Here is a 22,840-nt window from a genome sequence, read left to right as displayed (position 1 = left end):
ATTTATGTCAGATTATATGACATGTAAAAACGGAATGCAATTCTTTTTTCACAAAGAAACAGAAAACACCAATCCTTCTGTCTACACAGAGGCGGATTGGTGTTGTTGGCGCGAATTTCGTTGGTCGATAAAAAATCCTGTCGCAGACATCGCGGCGAGAAACAGCCCGCTGATGAAAAAGAGCTGTTCTACTGGCCAGCTTCCCAGCCAGATGGCGCCAAGGCTGCTCGACAGCATCGAGAAGAACGTAAAGATCAGCATGTTGATCGCAAAAATTTTGCCTGTGCTGCTGCTGGCGGCCTTGATCTGGATCGCCGTGACGGTCGGGATGCCGATGAACGGTCCGCCGACCCCGGCTACGGCTGCTCCGAGAAAAGCGAGCCAATGCACCGTGCCTCCTGTGGCGAGCAGGAGAAAGCCACCCGCTTGCAGCGTCCACCCGATGAGAATGACCAGCAAGTAGCGCGTATAGTACGCCCGCGACATGTACAGGCTGCCGAGCAGGTTGCCTACGCCGTAAAAGCCCATCAGCATCGCCAGCGTACTCCCGTCCCCTTGCTGGATGCGTTCCGCGAGAAAAGGAAAGCCGACACTGTAGCACACCTGCCAGACGAGAAAGCCCATATTGCTAAACAGCAAGACCAGGAGCAGCAGTCGGCTTTTGCGCAATTCCCGCACCCCTTCTGCAATGTCGCGCACGTACTGGCCGGGAGTCATTTTCGCTGCGGAGGCTGTCGCCTGATCGTGCAGGGAGACGCGAAGCGTATACAAGAAAACGACAGAGAGCATGTAGCTGGCGGCATTGACGAAAAACAGGGTGGAGAGCGGCACGGCTGCGGCAATCAGCCCGATCGTCATCGGCGCTGCAATCCGGACGGTGCGAAAGGTCGTGTCCAAAATCGCGTTTGCCCGCCCCAGTTGTTCAACCGAAACGACAGACTTGAGCGCAACTGTGCGTGCGGGCTGAAACAGGCTGGAAAACAGCCCGAGCAAAAATTGCGCCACGAGAAAAAAGGCAAACTGCTCGATGCCCATAGCAGCCATGATCCCGACGCCGATCGCTACAAATATGCGGGCGACGTCAGCGCCGACCATCAGCAGGCGGGGGCTGTACCGATCCGCAAGCACGCCGCCGATCAGGTAAAAAAGCAGTCCGGCCACCATTTCCGGGATCGCTAGCAGGCTGAGTGCCGTTCCCGACTTGGTCGCCTGCAGCAAATACCAGAGCAGGGCGAAGCTGTAGCATTGATCTCCGACGTTGGCTGTCAATTGCGCCAGCCACAGCTTCAAAAACGAGCGGTTTTTCCATAAGACCGAGGATGAGTCCACGTGTAATCTCTCCTTCATGGTACGTAGTCAAAAGATTTTGATCTAAGCGTAGCAAGGCGAAGAGGGAAAGTAAAGAAGCGATCAGACGATTGGCTGTCCGTTTCAACCAGAGGCGCGCTCCGTTCATGAAAAACGGCTTCCGGAAAGAAGCCGCTGAAAAAATTTACCCTTGGGTGCTGTTGTTTTGCTCGTTGTGCTGCTGTTGTCGGGAAGAGCCTTGGTTGTTGTCGGTATGCGTGTCGTCCGCAACGGTGCTGCTGGTCAGTCCGGCTACAGCCAAACCTTTCTGGTTCAAGTTTTTCGCGCTTTTGAACTTGGACATGGTGCTTCCCCCTTCATCATCTGGCTTCTGTTTTACGATGCCTAGCCAGCGGCAGAAGTAATCGTCCCACATTTTCCCGCAGAGCGGCTGTCTATGTGGAAGCGTAAGATATACTATAGAGAAAAGAGGTTTGTGTAAAAAAGGAGGGGATGGCATGGGAGGATGTGTCATTATCGTGGAAGGGAAGACAGACAAGGAGCAACTGCTCCGCGTACTGGCAGAGCCTGTGACCATCTACTGCACATACGGCTCCTACAGCCAGGAAAAAGGCGAGCAGCTTTTGGCGCAAGCGGAATCGGCAGACGAAGTGTACCTGTTTACCGATGAAGATGACAGCGGCAAAAAACTGCGGGCGAGCTTGTCCGACGATTTCCCGCACGCTGTGCATCTCTACACCCCGAAAATGTACAGGGAAGTGGCGAGCACGCCGTTGCCTGTGTTGGCTGAAATATTGGAGCGGGCCGGATTTGCCGTGGTAAACCTCGATTCCTGATGCTGGAAAGCCGTCAGGGGATAAAACACCTCGCCATCGGCTATAACAGTAGTAGATGGATTGGTGGAGGTGCAAGGCAATTGCGCGGCTTGATGACCTTTTTAAATCGCATGAACATCCTGATGTGGCTGCTGGGCATTTTCATTGCTCATGCGCTGCTCTATCTCGCGCTGGGTACAGCGACCTGGCTGGCGACGTCCCTCTTGGCTACCGCCTTCTACGGCATTATTTTGCTCGTAGGCAAACTGGTCGCCAGCCGTTACCCTGACAAGGAAGAAAGCAGATGAAAAGCCGGCTTTGGCGCAGCCGGCTTTTTCCTTTTTCCACTTTTCTCCTGACTACCAGCCGAAAAACTGGAGGGCGAGAATCAAAGCGCCCAATACCCAGACGTAGACAGCGAAACCCTTCATCGAGCCTGTGCTGATAATTTTCAGCATCCAGCGAATGGCGACGTACCCGGCCAGTCCGGCACACATCGTTCCGACGAGCATCGGGATGAGCAGCGCGGTATCGAGCGGGGCAGCCGCCAGCTTGGCTGTTTGCAGCACGCATGCCCCCAGGATGGCAGGCAAGGAAATCAAAAAAGAAAAGCGCGCGGCGTCGGCGCGGTCGATTCCGCGCATGAGCGCTCCGGCGATCGTCAGCCCCGAACGGGAAATCGCGGGCAAGATCGCAGCCCCTTGCAGCGTGCCGATGATGAGCGCATCCGTGTAGCGAATGTCGTCGAATTTGCGCTCGCCCCGTCGCATGGATTCAACGGCCCACAAAATGGCGCCCGTGGCGAGAAACTCCCAGCCGATGGTGATTCCGGTGCGCGAAATCTCCTCGAAGTAGTCTTCGAACAAAAGCCCGATCGCCGCCGTAGGAATCGTGCCGACGACGAGCAGCTTCGTCAGCTTGGAAAACGGGTTTAAGACGATGTAGCGAATCTGCGGCCAAAATACAATCACGACAGCGATCAGCGTCCCGAAATGCAGCATCGTGTCGAAGAGCAGACCGACTTCCTGCATGCCGAACAGCTTTCTGAACAAGACGAGATGGCCTGTACTGGAGATCGGCAAAAACTCCGTCAATCCCTGGACGATTCCGAGGAAAATATGTTCCAAGAGAACGAGCATGGACATAGGTCACTCCTGTCTGTTGGCAAAATGAAACCGGGTACAAGCCGGGCCTTACTGTCATATGTATGTTCACGGAGACAAGACTTGCCTTTTGGGGGCGGCCTGAGCAAAAAAAGTTGTGGTATTTTCCCGGCCGGGATGGGTATAGTTAGTGTGCATATAGGAAGAGAGTGAGGAAGAAACAACCATGCACAAAAAGAAAAAACGCGAGCCGCAGTTGGCTGCGACGGGAAGCCTGCAGGCGGGCATGACGCTTACCATGACAGTGGCGCGCAAAACGGAGATCGGCTATTTTTTGCGCGAGGGCAACGATGAAGTGTTTTTGCATGAAAAGGAAGCGCATGAGCGTCTGCATGTAGACGATGAAGTAGAAGTGTTTTTGTACCACGACCACGAAAATCGGCTGGCAGCGACGATGGACATGCCTTATGTCAGCATGGGAGAGTACGGCTGGCTGGAGGTCGTGGATGTATCGCCGCGGATGGGCGTGTTTTTGGACAACGGGATCAAAAAAGATTTGCTGCTGTTTGTCGATGACCTGCCAAAGCTCGCCGATGAATGGCCGCGCCCGCGCGATCAAATATTGGTGACATTGAAGCAGGACAAGCTCGGACGGCTGCTCGCCAAGCCTGTAACCGAAGCGGAAGTGACGAAAATCGCCGTGCCCGCTGACGAAAGCATGCGAAACAAGCAGGTGGAAGGTACCGTCTACAAGGTCATTGCAGCAGGGGCGTTTTTGCTGACAGAGGACGACCATATTTTGTTTATCCACCGCGACGAGATGGTAGGCCGCCTGCGCTTGGGCCAGACGATTCGCTGCCGCATCAGCTACGTGCGCGAAGACGGGCGGCTGAACGGCTCGATGAAGGAGCGCAAGGAAGTGCAGTACGGCGAGGATGCGGACAAGCTCTTGCGCTATTTGATTAATCGTGACGGGGCCATGCCTTACACGGACAGTACGGAAGCCGATATCATCCGCGAAAAATTCCAGATGAGCAAGTCCAGCTTCAAACGGGCGCTCGGCAAGCTCATGAAGGAGCGCCGCGTGGAACAGGTTGACGGCTGGACGAAAATCATCCGCCGCGACGACGAAAAATAAACAAATCCCTCCCCCGCGCCCTTTGCTTGCTGCAAGCAGAGGGGACGCGCCGGGAGGGATTTTTCAATTTAGCATGGGAAGCATGCGCGAAAGCCGTCCGGCTAGGGAGTGACTTGCACCTGCTGCTTTTGCTTGCGGCTTTTGTAGTAGGAGAAGCAAAAACCGAGCGAGAGCAGGATGAAGCCAGGAATGTCAGTCGCGAGGCCGGGAATGACGGCAAGCACACCTCCGACGACCGCGAGCAGCCGCTCCAGCAGATTCATTTTTGCCATCCAGTATCCGATCAGCCCTGCCCCGACCCCGATCATGCCGACGGTAGAAGTAAACATCACCCAGAGCGACTCGGTAAAAGTCGTATCAATCAGCAAAAGCGCAGGCGAGACGACGAAAATATAAGGAGCCATGAAGGCGGCGATGGCAAGTCGGGTGGACTCCACTCCGGTGAGAATCGGCTTGGACTTGGCGATGCCCGATGCGGCGAAGGCGGCCAGCGCGACAGGCGGCGTAATGTCAGCCACGATCCCGAAGTAAAACGTGAACATATGGGCGGCGATCGCGGGCACGCCCAACTGGATCAGCGCGGGAGCGGCAATGGTTGAGGTGATGATGTAATTCGCGGTAGTCGGCGTCCCCATGCCCAAGATCAAGGAAGCGATCATCGTGAAAAACAGCGTGAGGAACAATTGCCCGCCTGCCAGGTCGATCAGTCCGTTCGCCAGCTTGAGCCCGATGCCCGTCAGCGTGATCGTACCGACGATGATTCCCGCGCAAGCCGTCGCCGCCACGACGCCGAGAGCGACGCGGGCGCCAGAGGCGAGCGCTTCGAGGATGTCGGCAACCGACATGCGCGTCTCTTTGCGAAAAGCGCCGACTGCGACGGTTGAGACGATTCCGATGATGGCGGAGTTTTCGGCGGAAATATTCATCATCAAGGCGGCGATGATAATGGCGATCGGCAGGAGTAGATACATTTTTTTCAGCACGGCTTTTTTGTCGGGCAGCTCTTCCTGTGTCAAGCCGCGTAGGCCGAGCCGCTTCGCTTCGAAGTGCGTCATGATCCAGATGCCCACGAAAAACAGGATCGCGGGCAAAGCCGCGGATTTGGCAATCTCCAGGTACGGCACGCCGATGAACTCCGCCATCAGAAAGGCGGCGGCCCCCATGACGGGCGGCATAATCTGTCCGCCTGTGGAAGAGGACGCTTCGACGGCTGCGGCAAATTCCGAGCGGTAGCCGAGCCGCTTCATCATCGGGATGGTGAAGGCGCCAGAGGTGACGACATTGGCGACGGAGCTGCCGCTGATCGTCCCTTGCAAGGCGCTGGAAAACACCGCTACCTTGGCCGGGCCGCCGATTCGTCTGCCGGCAATGACGAGCGACAAATCGTTGAAATACTCGCCTACCCCTGTCTTTTCCAGAAACGCGCCGAACAGCACGAACAGGAAAATGAACGTCGACGAGACGGCGAGCGGCGTGCCCAATATCCCTTCCAACGTGTAGTAGCTGTGGCCGATAATCCGGTCGAGGTCGCTGCCGCGATGCTGCAAAAAGCCCGGCATGTACGGGCCGAGATACGTGTAGACGAGAAAAATGACGGCGATCAGGGTGATCGGGATGCCGACCACGCGGCGCGCCGCTTCCAGCACGAGCAGGATGGCGATTCCGCCTACAGCCATGTCCAATGTCGTGTAGTTGCCCGTCCGCGTGACCAGTCCCTCATAATCAAACACCCAGTACATCGTGACGGCTACGCCCAGGAGAGCGAGAACGATGTTGACGAGCCCGACCTTTCCTTTGTCGCCCTTGGCGGTTCCTGAGTAGAGCAGGTAGACGAGACAAAGTCCAAACGCCAGATGGATCGGCCGATGGATTTGCGGCGGGAGGACGAGGAAAAGCGTGCTGGAAAGCTGGTAGAGGGAAAAGAGGACCAACAGGCAAAAGGTGATCCATTTCATCGGCCCGGCGAGCTGGCGTGTGGCGGATTCCTTGTCGTATTGCGCGATGAGTTTTTCCACTTCCTGCTGGTTGATGTTCGTTGTACTCATTCGTAACCTCCTAACTCGCTTAAAATGGATCGCTTTTCCGCCTGAATGACGACAGCCTCTCCGGGCTTGCCAATCGAGCGAAGCGGCAGCTCTTGTCCGGCGAAAAGCAACGTATGATTCGCCCGAACCTGTCCGATAAACAGATGGAGCGCGGGGAAGGCGCGGTGCATGTTGCGCACTTCGAACTGTCCGTCTGCGAGCGCCAGCTCCTCGCCTGCGGCCAGTTCGTTTTCCATGCCAATGCCGTAGTCGTGAAAGCGGAGCTTAACGAGGACAATCTGCCCGGCTTCCAGACGATAGCGCTCTTCGACGGTAGAACGATGAATAGAATGAGTCCAGCGAATGCCGAAGGAGCCGTCCTGCGCGATGCGGTGGCTCCAGAGAACTTCGTTGCTCGTGCTGTCGCGCACCACCAAGACGGGAAAAAGCGGGATGACAGCGACGATGACGAGCAAAAGCAAAGCCAGGAAGGAGAAAAGGCGGAACAGATTCCGCCTCTCTCCAAAAGCCGCAGACCGGATTGCAGCCATACGCTGTTACTTCACGCCTTTTTCGTCAAAGTACTTTTTCGCCCCGGGATGGATCGGAATGCTGACGCCGCTGAGCACGCTGTCGAGCTTGATCTCCTTGGCCTTGGCGTGGCCGAGCTTGTCGGTGTTATCGAAAATCGCCTTTGTCACCTTGTACACGAGGTCTTCGTCGAGATCGGAGCGGATCAGCAGCATGGATTTGACGGACACGGTCGTGACTTCCTCGGGAACGGTCTGGTACGTATTCGCAGGAACGGTTGTTTTGACGTAGTAAGGGTATTTGGCGATAATCGCGTCGATCTTGTCGTTGTCGATCGGAATGATTTTCACGCCTGTCGTGGCAGCCAGCTCGGTGATGGCGGCAGTTGGAGTCCCGGCAGTCTGGAACGCGGCGTCGAGCTTGCCGTCCTGGATCGCCTTGGCCGAGTCGGCAAACGAGAGCCGCTGCAACTGCGTATCGTCGAATGTCAGCCCGTACGCCTCCAAAATTTGCTGGGCGTTGATCTCCGTACCGCTGCCCGGAGCGCCGACAGAGACGCGCTTTCCTTTCAGATCGGCTACGCTTTTGATGTTGCTGTCAGCCGAGACGACGATCTGAATCGTCTCGTCGTACAGAGCGCCCAAAGCCTGGAACGAATCTATTTTGCCATCTTGCTGAAACATGTTCGTTCCCGCTGCGGCGTATTCGGCGATGTCGTTTTGCGTAAAGGCGATATCCGCTTTTTTGTCGCGAAGCAGCCGGATGTTCTCGGCAGAGGCGCCCGTAGCCTGCGCTGTGGCTGTCACGCCGGCGTTTTTCGTGATATGGTCGGCCATTCCGCCGCCGAGCGGATAGTACGTGCCGCCTGTGCCGCCTGTCGCGATCACCAGTTGCTGGCTGCCGCCGCCACATGCGGTCATCCAGGCCATGGAGAGAAGCAAGATGAGCGAGAAGAGAACAGAACGCTTTTTCAAAAACAATTCCCCCTTGTCAGAAAATTATGTATATATCGTTCATTACGAATTGTAAGGGGACGACTAGAAAAAACTACAATAACCTATAGAAAAATATAGTAAAATAGGAAAGGCAGTGCTTCCCCATCTTCGTCTTGTGCAGAACAGATTGGATCAGGGTAATTATCTTTTTATTTTGAAAAATTATGCTTGCCGCCATCTTTGTCAGTCCTGGTTTTTCGTACGGTGTTTTTGTATCGACTTTCGCTCTTTCACGTTAATACGCTGCATCATCGGCCATGCACAAGAAAAATACCCGCGACGGTTTGCCAGTCGCGAGTCTGATTCGAAAAAGGGGTGGACGGATGCGCTACTTCATCGTGGACGACGATGCTGCTGTGCGATTCATGCTCGCTCAAATCGTTGAAGATGCCGATTTGGGAGAGGTGTGCGGGGAAGCGGAGGACGGCTCCCTCGTTGACCATGATTTTTTGATTTGGAAGCAGGTGGACATTTTACTGATCGACATGCTGATGCCCAAGCGGGATGGCATCGAGACGATCCGGCAGTTGAACCGCTACACAGGAAAAATCGTCATGATCTCGCAGATCGAGTCGAAAGAGTTGATCGCGGAGGCGTATTCGCTCGGGATTGAATACTACGTGACGAAGCCTGTGAATCGGCTGGAGGTCATCAGCGTATTGCAAAAGGTGCGGGAGCGAATCTTGCTGCAGCAATCCATCGAGGGCATCCAGCGCACCCTGCATGTATTGTCTGCGCAGACGGCTTTCACGCGGCCTGTCGAGCACGCCTATTCGGAGCGGAGCATTTTGTCTTCGGCCACCTTTCTTTTGACCGAGCTTGGCGTCATCAGCGAAAAAGGGAGCAAAGATTTGCTGGCGATGATGGAAATTTTGCATCGCTTCGAAAAGGACAACGGCACCGAGGCGAAGCTCCCTTCGCTGCGCGACATGTTCGCCGCCGTGGCGGAGCGCAAGCTGGGAACAGGAGTGGCTGCCTTGATCCAGAAAGAGAGCAAAGCAGCCGAGCAGCGAGTGCGAAGAGTGATCTATCAAGCTTTGACGCACCTCGCCTCTCTCGGGCTGACCGATTTTGGCCACCCGAAGTTTGAAAGCTACGCGGCCCTGTTTTTTGATTTCACGGAAGTCCGCAAGCGCATGCGCGAGCTGGAAAACCAGGTGGAAATGTCGATTCCTCCCACCCGCATTCACACGAAAAAATTCATCTACGTCCTCTACATGGAAGCAAAAAGAAGGCTAGGGGTATTGCAAGGGTGACTTTTGGAGTGCGCATGCAAATGTGGTAAGATATTTCTATTGTTGTTTTGGGAGGGAAGCATGTGAGCGAACTACGCAATCCATGGCAGTTACTATATCGGGTCTATCGTCATGTTCAGCCTGTTCTGGAGCGGGAGTTTGCAGCCTGGTACGAGCGAGCCCAGGCGATTCCCAACCCGGAGCTCAGGAAGCAGGCGCAGGACAGCATGAACTCCAAAAAATTTCATTGCCAGGGAGGATGCGTCTACGCCACGCAGGTCATCCCGTACGTGGAGACGATCGTGCCGTTGATCGTCGCTTACCAGACGATCAGCGACTATCTGGACAATTTGTGCGATCGCAGCACTTCACTGGACCCAAAAGACTTTCGGCAACTGCATTTCTCGATGCAGGATGCGCTGACACCTGGAGCGCCGTTGCGCGATTACTACCAATACCGCGAGGACAAGGATGACGGAGGCTTTTTGGCCGGATTGGTGCAAACCTGTCAGCGGTATGCAGCACAGTTGCCCGCTTACAGCAAGATTCAGCCGCAAGTGCTCGTCTTTTCCTGTTTGTATAGCGATCTGCAAGTGCACAAGCACATCGCCCAGCATTTGCGCGAGGGCGAGCTTTTGGCCTGGTGGGATGAGTACAAGGAGCGATACGACTATTTGCAATGGCAGGAGTTTGCGGCGGTAACAGGCTCGACGATCGGGATTTTTGCCCTGTTTTGCCTGGCGACAGAGGACGATGTCAGCGAGGAGACGATCAACACGGTCAGCGAGGCTTATTTTCCGTGGCTTTGCGGATTACATATACTGCTGGATTACTTGATTGACCTGGAGGAAGACAGACTGGGCGGGGACTTGAACTTCGTAAGCTACTACGATTCCGAGCAGGTGGCGACGGAGCGCTTGCAATTTTTCATTAAACAAGCAAAGGCAAGCGTTAAACGCTTGCCAAATCCTGCATTTCACCGTATGATCGTGGACGGGCTGGTCGCATTTTATCTGGCTGATCGCAAAGTAAACCGCAGTCAGCCACACATTTATACTATCGCTAGACAACTGCTGAAACAGGCAAAAGGTTTGCCATCTGTTCTGTTTTACGTGAACAGCCTGCTTGTACGGCGATAACGGAGAAGAGGTTAGCGCATATGCTTGCGCTTGTACGAAAAGCCAAATCCCATCAATGAGAAGGCAACAACGATACAACCAAGGATGCCGAGGGGGCTTTTTTCCCCGATGGAAATGCCAACTCCGATGAGACAGGCGGTTACGCAAAATGCCAAAGCCAGTGTTACCATTTGATAACGATTCATCGGTTTGTAACCTCCTATCTGTCAATGTTCCCATTATACCTTATTTTCCGCGAAAAGCATCTAGGGAAAGATTCCGGAAAACCTAGTAAATTACTGTACGAAGTGGTGGAGAACGTAGATGGAAAGCATTATACAAATTAGAAAAGGGAATCAATTGGTGGAAGGCCATGTGACATATGAAGAAGGAGACTTGATCGAAGCGGTTTTCCCCCGTCACCTGGAAGTGACTGTCGGCGATCAGATTCCTTGCTTGTTGACCGCTGATTATGAAACCATCAGCAATTTTGATGCCGTCGTGGTGGCGAAGGACAAAAATCGGCTGTTTTTGTTCCATTCGCCTACGATCAGCGAGTTCCGCGAGCAGCGTAGGCGCTATCCCCGCTTCGACATGGAGGTAAAAGGCTGGGTGCAATATCCGACTCAGGAGCCGGATTCGTTTTTTTCCGTGTACAGTCAAATGGCCTATTTGGTGAACTTGAGCCTTGGAGGACTGGCGTTTCGGGCAGACAAGCCCGTCCCGATCGACCAGGCCATTGTGTTTTCTTTTGAGCTGTACGGACGAAACAGGCCGGACGGGGTAGTAAAGGCAGAGCTGCAAGTCATTCACGAACGGATTGAAGGCCCCCACTACTTTTACGGCTGCACGATCAAAGCAATCACGGCCCGGCACTTCCACAATTTGCGCAAGTACATTTTGCACAGGCAAATCGAGGAACGCAGGCAAGTGAAAATCGAATAATTTTTTCGCGAATTGGTCAACGGGACCAATTTTTTTTTTTGCAATCAGGCCGCTTCGTTAGAAATGATTGGGGTAGTGGCGATGGGGGCGTCTTCGGATTTAGGGGGCAGGTTTTTTGTTCAGCAAAAAGAGGAACAAAAACGTTGGCTCGCGAAGCTTTGTCTGTATAACGTCATTTTCATTCTGATCTTTCAGTCTTTTGTCCGTTTTGAAGTGTCCGTTCATTTGCTTGCCGTCATCGTGCTGCATGGGAGCGGGCGGCTGTTGGCACGGAACAAGTTCTCTTGTCCATGTGGGAGCCGATGTACGCAAAGCGGTTCGGCCATCACAGGCAGTTTGTTTGCTGGCGAGGCTCTTTTGCCCGGGCTGGACAAGCGCCGGACGAACGAATCCGAGCGAAAATGCTGCCTGATTCGCACTGGATCAAACCCAAAGGAGGGATGGCATGAAAAGAATCGCGAGGTGGTACAGCTCCGAGCACGGCCCGTCGGCGCACGATGAACTGAACCGGATCGAGCCAAAAGGAAACTACGGCTGGCCCGCGATCACGGGCGATCAGGAGCAGCAAGGGATGCGAACTCCGATCTGGCAAAGCAAAGACGAGACATGGGCACCGTCTGGCATGGCTTTTGTCCGCAAAGGGCCGTGGGCAGGGCAGTTGCTCATTGCGAACTTGCGCGGTCAGCAACTATTGCGCGTGAAGCTGGACCCTGGCCGCGCCGATGCCGTCACAGAGGCGTCCACGATTTTTGCCAATGAGCTAGGACGTCTGCGCGATGTTGTGGAAGGCCCGGATGGATCGCTCTACCTTTTGACCAACAACCGCGATGGGCGCGGCGAGCCGAGAGACGGGGATGACCGGATCATCCGGCTTGTTTTGCAGCAGCCGTAGCGGCAGTGTCTGCGTCGCGCTTTCCCCAAATCCAGCGCTGCAAAAGAATCGCCCCGCCGCCGACAGCCCCGACCAGCGAGCCGACCCACAAAAAGGCTTGCGCCGGCCCGAGCCAGGTCATCAGTGCGCCGCCCAGTAACGGCGCCACAATAAACGTCGCGCTGGACAGCGAATCAATAATGCCCCTGACTCGGCCGAGTGCGTGCGTGGGCGTTTCTTTTTGCACGAGGTAGTTGGTGCCGACCGAAGTCAGTCCCGTACCGATGCCAGCGAGCAGCGAAGCCGCCAGCAGCCAGTGGATGCCGCCGCCCGGCTGGAACAGGCCGATCCAGGCAAAGCACGCGCCGATCAAAAGCACGCCGCCCCCAAGCACCCAGCCGAACGAGCGAATCGTTTTGCGCCGATGCAACCAGGTGATCGTGAGCAAGGCCCCAAGCCCGATCACACTGACGGAATACCCGACGACCTCCGGATGCCCCGGCACTTTTTCCCTGAACACGACAGGCAACTGCGCGTCCGCAAGCTGAATCGCCATCATCGCCAGCAAGGAAAAAAGCGAGCTAAACAGCAAGACGCGGTTTTGCAAAAACACGGCCCAGCCTTCCTGCCAGGCGAGGCGAAACGGAATCGTTTTTTCCCACGAAGCGGGGCGGGGGAGCTTTTTCTCCACGTGGCGAATGGTCAAAAGCAAGACGGCGGAGAGCAGGTAGCTCACGGCATTGATGATGAGGCAGAGCGCTGGTGTCACCATGGCGGCGACCATCCCGCCGATCAGTGGACCGATCAGCTTGCCGCTTTGGAAAACGGCTCCGTTCAGCGAGGTCGCCTGAAGCAGTTGCTCCGGTGCGACGATTTGCCGCGTCAAGGTTTGCTGAGCCGGATCGTTGAAGACGGAAGCGCAGGAGCGCAAGGCGATGACGAGCAGAAACCAGAGCGGATCAGGCATGGCGAGCAACAGCAGGGTGAGGCTCGCCTGAATCAGATTTGCCGCGATCATCATGCGTACTTTATGGACACGATCGGCCAGCACCCCGGCGAATTGTCCGAGCAAAATGCCGGGAGCCGCATACGCAATCGGCAAAAGCGCCATCGTCATCGGATCGGCATGCCAGACGTAGCCCAGGAAGATGGCGACCGCGATAAAGTCGAACCAGTCCCCTAGCGTAGACAGCCCGTAAGCGAAAAGCAGCGTGCGAAACGTCTTGTTTTCGGTAAGCAAAAAAATCCCTCCATCGCTTCGAACTGATTCGATGATAAAAGGGATTTGTCAGAGGCGTATCATAAGAGGGCAGAAAGCTTGTGGACGACCGACTTTTTCAAATGCTCGAACTGGTACTGCACAGCCAAGTCGTGCCACATTTTTTCGTAGCGGCTCTGCCATTTGGCATCGCAAGGGACGTGGCGGAAAAACAGCAGGATGTTGTGCACCGCGTAGATCAGGTGCGGGACAAACTGGGTGGCCCGGATGACTTCGACTCCTTCATCCACCAGCCGCCGCGCTTTGGCGATCTCCTGCTGGCGATACTGGCAAAGCCCTTGCAGCAGCTTGAAGCTGCCCACCTCACGCTGCATCGGCAGCCTGTGCAGGATGGCAAATGCTTGCTGCAGCAGCCCCTCGGCTTTTTCGACCGATCCGGACAGCAGCGCAAGCCTTGTTTCGCCCGCCAGCAAAAACAAGGTAAAGCTGTCCGAATCCATCTGCTCGACGATCGTCCGGGCGTGCGCGACCTGCTTTTGCGCCAGCTCCCACTCCCCCATGTTGGCATACAGGGCGACTGCGTTGATTTGCAGCTCATCCTGAAAAATTTGCGGCATGGACGCCTGATGTTTGACGATGGTCTGGAACAGCTTGGCGGTTTGCTCTGCATCCATTTCGGTCATGTGATACAGGTGAAAAAGATAAAACAGCTTTTCCGACAGGGGCGTGTCGTCGTCTGCGACAAACCAGGCAAAGTCGCCCGTGACAAAGCGGATGTAGATGGCGTAAAAAGGGTCCAACTGAAAGCCGAGCACTTCCTGGTTGGCCGCGAGAGTTTGCAGGGCCGCGCCCATCCCCATGCCGTGATAGGCGGACAGCATCGTGCGGATACTTTCCGAAAAGTCCTGCTTCCAGGCATGCAACTGGGGCGGCTGATGCTGCTTCCAGCTCAGCCGGTAGCCGACTCCCCGCACTGTGTCGATCGTGAACAGGTGCGACCATTTTTGCAGCTTTTTGCGCAGCCGGTAAATGTGGTCGTCAATCGTGCGGTCAGTCGGGTCCTCCAGCGGCCATACGGCGTCGAGCAGGCTTTCCCGGGAAAAGCTCCGGTTTTTCCACGTGTACAAATATTTCAGCAAAGCGTATTCCTTCGGCAAAAGCACAATGCCTTCCCCGCCGTAGCGAACTTCCAGCTTGTCATCCTCCCAGGCGATCAATTCCATCTGAACGACTCCCCATCAAGACCGTATTTCTTCATCTTATTGTAAAGAGTGCCGCGCGAAATGCCGAGCAGCTCGGCAGCCGCCTTTTTGTTGCCGTACGTGCGCTCCAGAGCGGCGATGACCCGTTCTTTTTCCGTTGGTCCTGCCGGATGGTGCAGGGCAAGCGGAGTGGCCGGGGCCGGATGCAACGCAGCAGGCGCTGTGTACGCACCGCCCAGCGAGGCGAAGGAAGCAGGGGCAATCGGTTCGGGCTGGGAGCGGATGACGCTTGGCAAATGCTCCGGCGAGATGACGCCGTTTTCTTGCAGGATCGACAGCCGTTCGATGACATTGCGCAATTGCCGGATGTTTCCGGGCCAACTGTAGTCGTACAGCGCCTGCATGACTTCGGACGGGATGCGGGGGACGGCTTGCTCGTGCGCGACGGAATACTCGTGGATGAAAATTTGCACCAGCTCCGGCAAATCTTCGCGCCGCGCACGCAGCGGAGGAATCTCCAGCGAAAACACGTTGAGCCGATAGTACAGGTCTTCGCGGAATCGTCCGTCGGCCACCATCTGCTCAAGCTGGCGGTTGGTTGCTGCGATGATCCGGGTATTGACGGTGATCGGCTCGGTTCCGCCTACGCGGTAAAACTGCCGCTCTTGCAGGGCGCGAAGCAGCTTGACCTGCAACTCCAGGGGCAGCTCGCCGATTTCGTCGAGGAAAAGCGTGCCGCCATGCGCCAGCTCCAGCTTGCCGGGCTTGCCTTTTTTCTCCGCCCCCGTAAAAGCTCCGCCCTGATAGCCGAACAGCTCGCTTTCGAACAAGGCAGCCGGAATCGCTCCGCAGTTAATCGCGACAAACGGCTTTTCCCGCCGCCGACTGGCCTGGTGGATCGCTTTGGCAAACAATTCTTTGCCTACGCCGCTCTCGCCGTAGATCAGCACGGTGGCATCGGTCTGCGCGACTTTTTTGGCCGAACTGATGGCAGACTGGATGGGGGCAGAATGCCCTTTGATCGCGTAAAAAGGGTCGTCGGCCGCCTGGAACCTGCTCATTTCCTGCTGCAGATTGTGCAAGTGTGCGGTCGTGTGCGCCAACTCTTCATTCAGGCGGACAAGCTCCGTAATATCTTGCTCGATGGAGATCGCCCCGATGATCTGCCCCCCCTGGCGAATCGGGGCGGCGTTAATCAGGACGTGGCTGTCTGGACGGGGAATGTGGTAAACCCGTTGGACTGACGTGCCTTGGCGCAAGGCGTCGAGGAGCCGGATGGACTCGCTGGCAAAATGCTCGTCGAGTGAAGTGCCCAGCACTTGCGCCCGGTCGATCTCATAAATCGTTTCCGCTGCCCGGTTCCAGTACTGGACGATGTTGTTGGAGTCCACAATCGTAATCGCTTCGCTCATCGTATCCATCAAGGTGCTGAGCAAAACAGACTGGTTTTGGGCCAGGTTGGCAAATGCCTCCAGCAGTTGCTGGGGCAAGACAATCCCTGTTGCACGTCCTGCTTCATCGACAACTGCCAGCGTGGGCAAATGGGCGGAAGCGAGCGCCTGACGGATTTGCCCCAGGCATTGCGCAAGCGTAGCTGTCCGGGGGACGGGAAGCACCTTTACGGCACGCTCGCCTTCTTGCCACACACCTTCTTTTTCGCCTTCGCGTATTTTGACATCGACAGGATTCACGGGAGCGGCCAAGTCAGAGACAGCACTATCCATTGAAAAGAGAGGTTTCAAATCGTCACTTCCTATCCACACTAACAGGTAAAAGGAACTGGCTCTTGCCTGCTGCGAATCGTATCTAATCAGAAGTGTACAAGGATAGACACGAAATGTACATATGTGTTGAAAAGTATGTACAGCATTCGTGTTCCGTAACCATTGGCAAAGTCAAATATAGCTTACCAAGATGCGTTGGCATGGTTCATGCTAGTACAAATGACGCAGAGTACGTTGAGGAGGAGACAGTCAACGATGGAACAAGCCATGAAAGATTTTTTCTTATTTTTATCCAAAAACAAAGCACTGAACGCGGCTGCTAAAAAATGGGGCCTGCGCTTCGGGGCCGGCCGCTTTGTATCCGGTGTCACGATTGCAGAAGCCATCGCCGCCGTTCGCAAACTGAACCAGCAAGGTCTTGTGTGCACGCTCGACCATCTGGGGGAATTTGTTTTCAGCCTGGAAGAAGCAAACGAGTCTGCTGACTACTGCATCAAAACGTTGGAAGCGATTCACCAGTCCGGCGTAGACTGCAACCTGTCGCTGAAAATGACCTCGCTCGGCCTGGACATCAGCCGTGAGCTGTGCATGACCAACATGCGCCGCATTCTCGACTCGGCGAAGAAAAACGGCAACATTTTCGTGCGGATCGACATGGAAGACTACGCACACAACCATGTAACGATGGAAATTTTGAACGAGCTGCTGGAAGAATACGAAAACGTGGGAACCGTGATTCAGGCGTATTTGTACAAGGCATCCGACGACATCGACAGCCTGAAGGACAAAAAGGTGAACTTCCGTCTGGTAAAAGGCGCTTACAAGGAGTCGCCGGAAGTAGCGTACCCGAACAAGGCCGATGTAGACGAAAACTACAAAAAAATCATCAAGCAGCATTTACTGAACGGCGGATACGCTGCGGTGGCAACCCACGACGACAACATTATCGCCTATGTGAAGCAGTTGGAAAAAGAATACAACATTCCGCGCACCCAGTTTGAATTCCAGATGCTGTACGGCATTCGCACCCAATCCCAAATCGACCTCGCTCGTGAAGGGTACAAAATGCGCGTCTACGTCCCATACGGCAACGACTGGTACGGCTACTTCATGCGTCGTCTGGCAGAAAGCCCGGCAAACGTGAAGTTCGTGCTCAAAGGAATGTTTACGAAGTAAGGCGGGCATGCTAAAGAAGACACCTCCGAAAGAGCTTTCGGAGGTGTTTTGTGTTAGGATGGAGCAAGAATTTTCCTTTAGGGAGAAAGGGGCCGTTTTTCGTGCGTACATTCACCATTCCACTGACACCTCCGTATTCTTTCGAGCGTCTGCTGCAGCGCCTGCAAACCCATCCTGATCCGCAACTGGAAGTACAGCCGGAACACAACATGCTGCGGCGCATTTTTCGGGTCGGGACGCGCCCGGTGTTGACGCGCGTACAATTTGTCGGCGAGCTTGAACAGCCTGCCCTGAAAAACGAGACGGCCTCTGCCTTGTCTGCGGCGGAGCAGCGCGAGCTGGAACGGACGATTCGTCACGTTTTCAGCGCAGACCTCGACCTTTTGCCGATTTACGAGCAGATGAGAGAAGAGCCGGAGCTGGCTGTGCTTGTCGATCGCTTTTCCGGCCTGCGGCTGATGCACGACTCTGATCTGTTTCAGTCGATGGTCAAGACGATAATTGGTCAGCAAATTAATTTAACCTTTGCGGCGAATCTGACCCAGCGTTTGCTGACGCTGGCTGGCGAAGAGGTGGCAGACGAGCAAGGCGTGAAATTTCTCGCGTTTCCGACTGCGGAGGCCGTCGCGCGGCTGTCGACCGAAGACTTGCGCCCGTTGCAGTTCAGCCAGCGAAAAGCCGAGTATATCATTGACTACGCGCGTGCGATTGTGGACGGAAAGGTTGATTTGGAGCGGCTGTGGGCGATGGAGGACGAGGAGATTATCGCGCATTTGACTACCCTGCGCGGCATTGGCCGCTGGACGGTCGAGTGCCTGCTGATGTTCGGAATGGGCCGCCCTAATTTGCTGCCGGCAGCGGACATCGGGCTGCGCAACGGGATCGCGCTCGTGTACAAAATGGACAACAAGCCGGACGAGCGAGAAATTCGCCGGATAGGAGAGCGCTGGGCGCCATGGCGCAGCATTTACTCTCTCTACATTTGGGAAGCGGTGGGAGCGGTGAAGCGAAAAGAGGTTTGGGAGGAGTAGCTCCCTTGTTTGCCAAAAATTCTTTACTTTTCAACAAATCGACTGTTGAAAAGTGAAGAAATATTAAGTTATACTAATGGAAATTTTATTAAAATAATAAATATAGAGAGGGACAACATGAGAGAGCTTTCAACGAGAGAAATCATTACTGTCGGTCTTATGCTTTTTGCCCTGTTCTTCGGAGCAGGAAACATGATTTTCCCGCCAGCGCTGGGACAGGCAGCGGGTGAAAATGTGTGGATCGCGATGCTCGGTTTTATCGTCACGGGCGTAGGCTTGCCGCTTCTTGGCGTCATCGCCGTCGGGTTGGGCGGCGGCAATTTGCAAACGTTGGCGGGGAGAGTGCATCCCGTTTTTGCCACGGTGTTTACGTTTATCGTGTACTTGTCGATCGGGCCGTTCATGGCGATTCCGCGCACGGGTACCGTTACGTATGAAATGGGTGTCCTGCCGTTTTTGTCTGAGACGATGAAGGACAGCTCGCTTCCTCTGTTCGTTACAACGATTGTTTACTTTGCCCTCACTTTCTGGCTGGCGCTCAATCCGAGCAAGCTGGTCGACCGGATCGGCAAAGTATTGACTCCTGCCCTGCTTGTCATTATCGGTGTCATGTTTTTCACATCCCTGGCTCAGCCGATTGGCGAGGTTGGACCGCCGACAGGCGACTACCAGCACGCAGCGTTTTTCAAAGGGTTTGTCGAAGGCTACCTGACCTTGGATGCGCTCGCCGCGATGGTGTTCGGGATCGTCGTGACTGCCGCCGTGCGGGAAAAAGGCATTACCAATCCGAGAAAGCTGACCTGGTCGACGATCAAGGCAGCGGTGATTGCGGCAATCGGCCTGGGGCTTGTCTATTTGGCGCTCGGCTATATGGGAGCAACGAGCCACTCGCTGGGACAGTCCGCTAACGGCGGACAAATTTTGACTGGCGCAGTCCTGCATCTGTTTGGTCCGCTCGGCACGCTGCTGCTTGGCGGGGCGGTCACGCTCGCTTGCCTGACGACCTCTGTCGGTCTGGTTACCGCTTGCAGCCGCTTTTTCTCCGAGCGTATTCCGGGCGCTTCCTACAAGATGATGGCCGTGATTTTGAGCGTGTTCAGCGCGGCAGTTGCCAACGTAGGGCTTACGCAACTGATTGCCATTTCCGTTCCGGTGCTGATGGCGATTTACCCGCTGGCGATCGTGCTGATGCTCGTGTCCTTTTTCCACCAATGGTTCAAAGGATACTCCGCAGTCTATCGCGGCGCTATCATCGCTACGGCGGTCATCAGCCTGCTGGATGGACTCGCGACGGCGGGCATCAAGATCGCAGCGCTCGCTCCGATCCTGGACCATTTGCCGCTGCACAAGGAAGGCATCGGCTGGCTGCTTCCGGCAATTGCTGGCGCGTTGCTCGGCTTCCTCTGGGGCAGCTTGCGCCCTGAACGAAAAGCAAAGCAGGAAGTGCTGGAGCAAAAGCTCGGCAAGGTGTAACATTGGCAGATTCATAAAAACAAGGAAAAAACGCGCCGCCTCGCTTGAGGTTTGGCGCGTTTTTTGGCGTGTTTTTCTTGCAGACTTCCTGCTATTCCCTGCCAGTTAGGACTTCTATCCGTCCACAACTTTTGCGATCTGTGTTACCATGGGAAAAAGCTGTAGCGTCGCAAAAACGGCACTATTTTCCCATGCCGTTCAAAGGAAGGGAGGTTGTTAGCCATGACCCAGATGAAGGTCCTCGTTGCTGATGACGATCCAAATGTACGCGAAATTATTCGCCTTTATTTTGAAAAACAACAGATTGAGCTTGTCGTCGCCAAGGATGGGCGGGAAGCTCTTGCTCTTGTAGAGACCGAACAGCCGGATGTGCTGATTCTCGATGTAATGATGCCGCAAATGGACGGCTTTGAGGCTTGTCGGGAAATTCGCAAAAAATGGGATACACCGATTATTATGCTAACCGCAAAAGATGAGGAATTTGACCGCGTGCTCGGCCTGGAGCTGGGAGCGGATGACTATGTAACCAAGCCGTTCAGCCCGCGCGAGCTGGTAGCGCGAATCAGGGCGATCATGCGCCGCCTGCAGCCGAAGCCAAAGGTGGAGGAAGACGCGCCGCGCATTTTCAGCTTCGATCAGCTCACGATCGATCTCGACAAGCGCGAGGTGATCGTCGCGGGAGAAAAGGTCAGCTTTCGCCCGAAGGAATTTGATTTGCTCGTGCAACTGGTGAAATCGCCGGGCAGCGTCTGGTCGCGCGAGCAGTTGCTGGAGCAGGTATGGGGATTCGACTACTTCGGAGATGTCCGGACGATTGATGTTCATATCAAAAAGATCAGACAACGCCTGGATAAGCTTCCTTACGAGTGCATCCACACGGTATGGGGGATCGGCTACAAGTTTGGGGTGGAATCCTGATGCTCGGTACTTCCAAAAGCATTTTCCGCCGCCTGCTGTTCAGCTTTTTGTCGACTGTTCTGGTCGGTCTGGGTATTTCCGGCATTTTGCTGTCGTTTTTCGCACGGGAGTATATTTACAACTCCAAGGAAGAAGAGCTGTTGCGGATGGCGAAGAAGGTCAACGTCGCGATTCACAACAGCAATAAAGTGAACAAGGCGCTCCTGGACAAGCTGGCGATGCTCGATGAGTCGTTCGACACGCGAATCTGGCTGTTCAATAAAGAAGGAAAAATTGTCGCGACCTCCATGAAGGACGAGGTGTTCACCGGAAAGTCGGTGGCGGTTTCGATTGCCGACAACGTGCTAAAAGGCAAAAATGCGATTTCCGAGCTGAAAATCGAAGGGCTGGAAGACCCGATGCTCTCGGTTTCCGTTCCATGGGGCGAGGGCGAAAATGTGTACGGAGGAATCATCCTGCACGCTCCCATCGAAGGGATCGAAAAAACATTCGGACAAATGCGCGAGTCGATTTTGTGGGCGACGCTGTTTGGCGTTGTGCTGTCTACCGCGATGGTTTCCTACCTGTCCTGGTCGATCTCGCGGCCGCTGCGCACGATCGAGCGGACGGCGGCGGAGATCGGCAGGGGCAACTACGCGGAGCGTGTCCAGGTAGACACGCACGATGAAATTGCCGATTTGGCGCAGACGATCAACACGATGGCAGAAAAGCTGGAAAAGGTGGAGCAGGAACGGCACCATCTGGAGCAGGTGCGCAACGATTTTCTCGCCAATGTGTCCCACGAGCTGCGCACGCCGCTCACAGCGATACAAGGCTTTTTGGAGGCGCTGCAGGACGGGCTGGTAGAGGACGAAGAGGCCCGGCAAAAATATTACGCCGTCATGTATTCGGAGACGATGCAGGTCAATCGGCTGGTCGATGACCTGATGGATTTGATGAAGCTGGAAAACAACGAGGTCAATCTCGCGAAGTTCCCTGTCGATGTCGCAGAGGTGATGAATCGGGTCGCTTTTTCCTTCCGCCAGGAGGCGGAGGAAAAAGGGCTTCAGCTCACAGTCGAGGTCGAAGAGGAACTGCCGCGCATTTATGCGGACAAGGATCGGGTGGCGCAAATTTTGAAAAACCTGGTAAAAAATGCGCTCAAGTTCACGGCAGCGGGCGAAATCCGGATGACGGCCAAACTGCAGGACCCATGGGTGTGCATCCAGGTGCAGGATACGGGCATGGGCATTGGCGCAGACGATCTGAACCGGATTTGGGAGCGGTTTTTCAAGGTGGATCGCGGCCGCTCGAAAAACAACAAAGGCACAGGTCTTGGCCTTGCCATCGTCAAAGAGTTGGTCGAGCTGCACGATGGCAAGTGCAGCGTGGAAAGCGTGCCGGGACAAGGAAGCACATTTACCATCCTGCTGCCGAAAATGACGGCGCCGCCCGCGAAACAATCGTCATGACCCAAAGCTTGGCTGGCGTCATGGTCATACTTTTTTCATAATTGGATCATGAAATTCTCCTATTCTCCTTACAGAATGGTTATCTTTGCCCGTTACGATGTACTTGTGACGGCGAGAAGGTCACGAAAGCCAAGGATGAAAGGAGAATGAACATGAATAAAAAATGGTTTTCCATTGCAACTGTCGCATTGCTCCTGTCTGGAAGCCTGGTAGCCTGCTCCAGCACAACAGGGACGCCTGAACCAGCGACGCAGCAAGAGGGCACAAGCCAAACGACACCGGCTTCTTCTGATAATGGACAATCAACCGACAGCTCGGTTTCGCAAGATCAATCGACGCCAGATGCATCGGCAAACAGCTCCGATACGACCACAGGCGGTTCGGACAGCACAGGCCCCTCTTCTGATGCCCCGGCAAGCGCTGATGCACCAGCCAGTGACAGCAGTTCAGACAGCAAGTCTGACGCATCGTCTGGCACAACTGGTTCGACTGGAACGGAAAACAGCGGATCTGCCGATCAGTCGACTTCGACTGACGCGAGCAAGCAGTAACGATTCGCCAAC

General features: G+C 55.0%; 23 protein-coding genes. 13 read left to right on the top strand and 10 right to left on the bottom strand.

Going from position 1 to position 22,840, the window contains the following annotated elements:
* Positions 1-81 precede the first annotated feature (81 nt).
* Together AC3WQH_RS11995 and AC3WQH_RS11990 are read right to left on the bottom strand one after the other, a co-directional pair.
* Complete coding sequence (locus AC3WQH_RS11995) at positions 82-1,329, bottom strand: MFS transporter (RefSeq protein ID WP_005829996.1); 1,248 nt, start codon at positions 1,327-1,329, stop codon at positions 82-84.
* A gap of 163 nt (positions 1,330-1,492) precedes the next feature.
* Positions 1,493-1,651, bottom strand: a complete 159-nt coding sequence (locus tag AC3WQH_RS11990) for a hypothetical protein (RefSeq protein WP_007783398.1) — start codon at positions 1,649-1,651, stop codon at positions 1,493-1,495.
* 154 nt (positions 1,652-1,805) lie between these two features.
* Between AC3WQH_RS11990 and AC3WQH_RS11985 the strand changes: the two genes are divergently transcribed.
* Positions 1,806-2,144, top strand: coding sequence for a toprim domain-containing protein (locus tag AC3WQH_RS11985; RefSeq protein ID WP_005829999.1), 339 nt, complete (start codon positions 1,806-1,808; stop codon positions 2,142-2,144).
* Between the two features lie 80 nt (positions 2,145-2,224).
* Positions 2,225-2,431, top strand: a complete 207-nt coding sequence (locus tag AC3WQH_RS11980) for a hypothetical protein (RefSeq protein WP_005830001.1) — start codon at positions 2,225-2,227, stop codon at positions 2,429-2,431.
* Positions 2,432-2,482: 51 nt separating this feature from the next.
* Here AC3WQH_RS11980 and AC3WQH_RS11975 read toward each other — a convergent pair whose 3' ends face one another.
* Positions 2,483-3,262, bottom strand: coding sequence for an undecaprenyl-diphosphate phosphatase (locus AC3WQH_RS11975; RefSeq protein ID WP_005830002.1), 780 nt, complete (start codon positions 3,260-3,262; stop codon positions 2,483-2,485).
* A gap of 190 nt (positions 3,263-3,452) precedes the next feature.
* Here AC3WQH_RS11975 and AC3WQH_RS11970 point away from each other — a divergent pair, with 190 nt between their 5' ends.
* Positions 3,453-4,364, top strand: coding sequence for a CvfB family protein (locus tag AC3WQH_RS11970; RefSeq protein ID WP_005830003.1), 912 nt, complete (start codon positions 3,453-3,455; stop codon positions 4,362-4,364).
* A 101-nt stretch (positions 4,365-4,465) separates the two neighbouring features.
* On the opposite strand, the gene AC3WQH_RS11965 is transcribed toward AC3WQH_RS11970, so the two are convergent.
* Genes AC3WQH_RS11965 through AC3WQH_RS11955 form a run of 3 tightly spaced genes read right to left on the bottom strand, consistent with a single transcriptional unit; the run spans position 4,466 to position 7,893 of the window.
* Positions 4,466-6,409 (bottom strand): TRAP transporter permease, encoded by a 1,944-nt coding sequence (locus tag AC3WQH_RS11965; protein ID WP_290426713.1) that lies wholly within the window; start codon positions 6,407-6,409, stop codon positions 4,466-4,468.
* On the bottom strand, positions 6,406-6,939 hold the full coding sequence (locus AC3WQH_RS11960) for a DUF1850 domain-containing protein (protein ID WP_005830006.1): 534 nt from the start codon (positions 6,937-6,939) through the stop codon (positions 6,406-6,408). The genes AC3WQH_RS11965 and AC3WQH_RS11960 overlap by 4 nt, the downstream gene beginning before the upstream one ends.
* Positions 6,940-6,945: 6 nt before the next feature.
* Entirely contained in the window at positions 6,946-7,893 is a 948-nt protein-coding gene (locus AC3WQH_RS11955; RefSeq protein ID WP_005830008.1) for a TAXI family TRAP transporter solute-binding subunit, read from the bottom strand.
* A gap of 344 nt (positions 7,894-8,237) precedes the next feature.
* Here AC3WQH_RS11955 and AC3WQH_RS11950 point away from each other — a divergent pair, with 344 nt between their 5' ends.
* Together AC3WQH_RS11950 and AC3WQH_RS11945 are read left to right on the top strand one after the other, a co-directional pair.
* The gene (locus tag AC3WQH_RS11950; protein WP_492332056.1) at positions 8,238-9,170 is read left to right on the top strand and encodes a response regulator; all 933 of its coding nucleotides are present in this window, start codon (positions 8,238-8,240) and stop codon (positions 9,168-9,170) included.
* Between the two features lie 62 nt (positions 9,171-9,232).
* Entirely contained in the window at positions 9,233-10,288 is a 1,056-nt protein-coding gene (locus AC3WQH_RS11945; protein WP_007783385.1) for a tetraprenyl-beta-curcumene synthase family protein, read from the top strand.
* Positions 10,289-10,299: 11 nt separating this feature from the next.
* Here the strand turns inward: AC3WQH_RS11945 and AC3WQH_RS11940 are convergent, their stop codons facing one another.
* The gene (locus tag AC3WQH_RS11940) at positions 10,300-10,473 is read right to left on the bottom strand and encodes a DUF5325 family protein (RefSeq protein ID WP_005830013.1); all 174 of its coding nucleotides are present in this window, start codon (positions 10,471-10,473) and stop codon (positions 10,300-10,302) included.
* A gap of 118 nt (positions 10,474-10,591) precedes the next feature.
* Between AC3WQH_RS11940 and AC3WQH_RS11935 the strand changes: the two genes are divergently transcribed.
* Both AC3WQH_RS11935 and AC3WQH_RS11930 read left to right on the top strand, forming a co-directional pair.
* Complete coding sequence (locus tag AC3WQH_RS11935; RefSeq protein ID WP_005830015.1) at positions 10,592-11,212, top strand: PilZ domain-containing protein; 621 nt, start codon at positions 10,592-10,594, stop codon at positions 11,210-11,212.
* A 445-nt stretch (positions 11,213-11,657) separates the two neighbouring features.
* Positions 11,658-12,104, top strand: coding sequence for a PQQ-dependent sugar dehydrogenase (locus AC3WQH_RS11930; protein WP_005830018.1), 447 nt, complete (start codon positions 11,658-11,660; stop codon positions 12,102-12,104).
* Here the strand turns inward: AC3WQH_RS11930 and AC3WQH_RS11925 are convergent.
* The 3 genes from AC3WQH_RS11925 to AC3WQH_RS11915 are packed head-to-tail and all read right to left on the bottom strand — an operon-like array spanning position 12,076 to position 16,246.
* On the bottom strand, positions 12,076-13,323 hold the full coding sequence (locus tag AC3WQH_RS11925; protein ID WP_122952696.1) for an MFS transporter: 1,248 nt from the start codon (positions 13,321-13,323) through the stop codon (positions 12,076-12,078). The two genes, AC3WQH_RS11930 and AC3WQH_RS11925, sit on opposite strands and share 29 nt — an antisense overlap.
* Positions 13,324-13,382: 59 nt before the next feature.
* Positions 13,383-14,525 carry a winged helix-turn-helix domain-containing protein gene (locus tag AC3WQH_RS11920; protein WP_238501808.1) on the bottom strand — a complete coding sequence of 381 codons (1,143 nt, stop codon included), beginning with the start codon at positions 14,523-14,525 and terminating at the stop codon, positions 13,383-13,385.
* The gene (locus tag AC3WQH_RS11915; RefSeq protein WP_290426715.1) at positions 14,516-16,246 is read right to left on the bottom strand and encodes a sigma-54 interaction domain-containing protein; all 1,731 of its coding nucleotides are present in this window, start codon (positions 16,244-16,246) and stop codon (positions 14,516-14,518) included. The genes AC3WQH_RS11920 and AC3WQH_RS11915 overlap by 10 nt, the downstream gene beginning before the upstream one ends.
* Positions 16,247-16,483: 237 nt before the next feature.
* Here AC3WQH_RS11915 and AC3WQH_RS11910 point away from each other — a divergent pair, with 237 nt between their 5' ends.
* The 6 genes from AC3WQH_RS11910 to AC3WQH_RS11885 all read left to right on the top strand — a co-directional run bounded on the left by AC3WQH_RS11910 (position 16,484) and on the right by AC3WQH_RS11885 (position 22,828).
* Positions 16,484-17,404 carry a proline dehydrogenase family protein gene (locus AC3WQH_RS11910; RefSeq protein ID WP_005830024.1) on the top strand — a complete coding sequence of 307 codons (921 nt, stop codon included), beginning with the start codon at positions 16,484-16,486 and terminating at the stop codon, positions 17,402-17,404.
* A gap of 101 nt (positions 17,405-17,505) precedes the next feature.
* Entirely contained in the window at positions 17,506-18,435 is a 930-nt protein-coding gene (locus AC3WQH_RS11905; protein ID WP_492332055.1) for a DNA-3-methyladenine glycosylase family protein, read from the top strand.
* Positions 18,436-18,552: 117 nt separating this feature from the next.
* Complete coding sequence (gene brnQ / locus AC3WQH_RS11900) at positions 18,553-19,908, top strand: branched-chain amino acid transport system II carrier protein (protein ID WP_197187280.1); 1,356 nt, start codon at positions 18,553-18,555, stop codon at positions 19,906-19,908.
* A gap of 222 nt (positions 19,909-20,130) precedes the next feature.
* Entirely contained in the window at positions 20,131-20,826 is a 696-nt protein-coding gene (locus AC3WQH_RS11895) for a response regulator transcription factor (RefSeq protein WP_005830029.1), read from the top strand.
* Positions 20,826-22,277 carry a sensor histidine kinase gene (locus AC3WQH_RS11890; protein WP_005830031.1) on the top strand — a complete coding sequence of 484 codons (1,452 nt, stop codon included), beginning with the start codon at positions 20,826-20,828 and terminating at the stop codon, positions 22,275-22,277. Before AC3WQH_RS11895 ends, AC3WQH_RS11890 begins: the two co-directional genes overlap by 1 nt.
* Before the next feature lie 152 nt (positions 22,278-22,429).
* Positions 22,430-22,828 (top strand): hypothetical protein, encoded by a 399-nt coding sequence (locus tag AC3WQH_RS11885; RefSeq protein ID WP_081494685.1) that lies wholly within the window; start codon positions 22,430-22,432, stop codon positions 22,826-22,828.
* The last annotated feature ends 12 nt before the right edge of the window (positions 22,829-22,840 follow it).

It is taken from the genome of Brevibacillus sp. FW301-21C12A, from assembly GCF_058788915.1.
Note: the sequence above shows the minus strand (reverse complement) of the source record. Positions and strands in the feature narration are given on the sequence as shown.

Excerpts from the sequence above, each read along its gene's own strand:
- AC3WQH_RS11990 (WP_007783398.1), bottom strand. The coding sequence starts at position 1,651 with ATGTCCAAGTTCAAAAGCGCGAAAAACTTGAACCAGAAAGGTTTGGCT.
- AC3WQH_RS11985 (WP_005829999.1), top strand. The coding sequence starts at position 1,806 with ATGGGAGGATGTGTCATTATCGTGGAAGGGAAGACAGACAAGGAGCAA.
- AC3WQH_RS11975 (WP_005830002.1), bottom strand. The coding sequence starts at position 3,262 with ATGCTCGTTCTCTTGGAACATATTTTCCTCGGAATCGTCCAGGGATTG.
- AC3WQH_RS11970 (WP_005830003.1), top strand. The coding sequence starts at position 3,453 with ATGCACAAAAAGAAAAAACGCGAGCCGCAGTTGGCTGCGACGGGAAGC.
- AC3WQH_RS11965 (WP_290426713.1), bottom strand. The coding sequence starts at position 6,409 with ATGAGTACAACGAACATCAACCAGCAGGAAGTGGAAAAACTCATCGCG.
- AC3WQH_RS11960 (WP_005830006.1), bottom strand. The coding sequence starts at position 6,939 with ATGGCTGCAATCCGGTCTGCGGCTTTTGGAGAGAGGCGGAATCTGTTC.
- AC3WQH_RS11950 (WP_492332056.1), top strand. The coding sequence starts at position 8,238 with ATGCGCTACTTCATCGTGGACGACGATGCTGCTGTGCGATTCATGCTC.
- AC3WQH_RS11940 (WP_005830013.1), bottom strand. The coding sequence starts at position 10,473 with ATGAATCGTTATCAAATGGTAACACTGGCTTTGGCATTTTGCGTAACC.
- AC3WQH_RS11935 (WP_005830015.1), top strand. The coding sequence starts at position 10,592 with ATGGAAAGCATTATACAAATTAGAAAAGGGAATCAATTGGTGGAAGGC.
- AC3WQH_RS11930 (WP_005830018.1), top strand. The coding sequence starts at position 11,658 with ATGAAAAGAATCGCGAGGTGGTACAGCTCCGAGCACGGCCCGTCGGCG.
- AC3WQH_RS11920 (WP_238501808.1), bottom strand. The coding sequence starts at position 14,525 with ATGGAATTGATCGCCTGGGAGGATGACAAGCTGGAAGTTCGCTACGGC.
- AC3WQH_RS11910 (WP_005830024.1), top strand. The coding sequence starts at position 16,484 with ATGGAACAAGCCATGAAAGATTTTTTCTTATTTTTATCCAAAAACAAA.
- brnQ (WP_197187280.1), top strand. The coding sequence starts at position 18,553 with ATGAGAGAGCTTTCAACGAGAGAAATCATTACTGTCGGTCTTATGCTT.
- AC3WQH_RS11895 (WP_005830029.1), top strand. The coding sequence starts at position 20,131 with ATGACCCAGATGAAGGTCCTCGTTGCTGATGACGATCCAAATGTACGC.
- AC3WQH_RS11890 (WP_005830031.1), top strand. The coding sequence starts at position 20,826 with ATGCTCGGTACTTCCAAAAGCATTTTCCGCCGCCTGCTGTTCAGCTTT.
- AC3WQH_RS11885 (WP_081494685.1), top strand. The coding sequence starts at position 22,430 with ATGAATAAAAAATGGTTTTCCATTGCAACTGTCGCATTGCTCCTGTCT.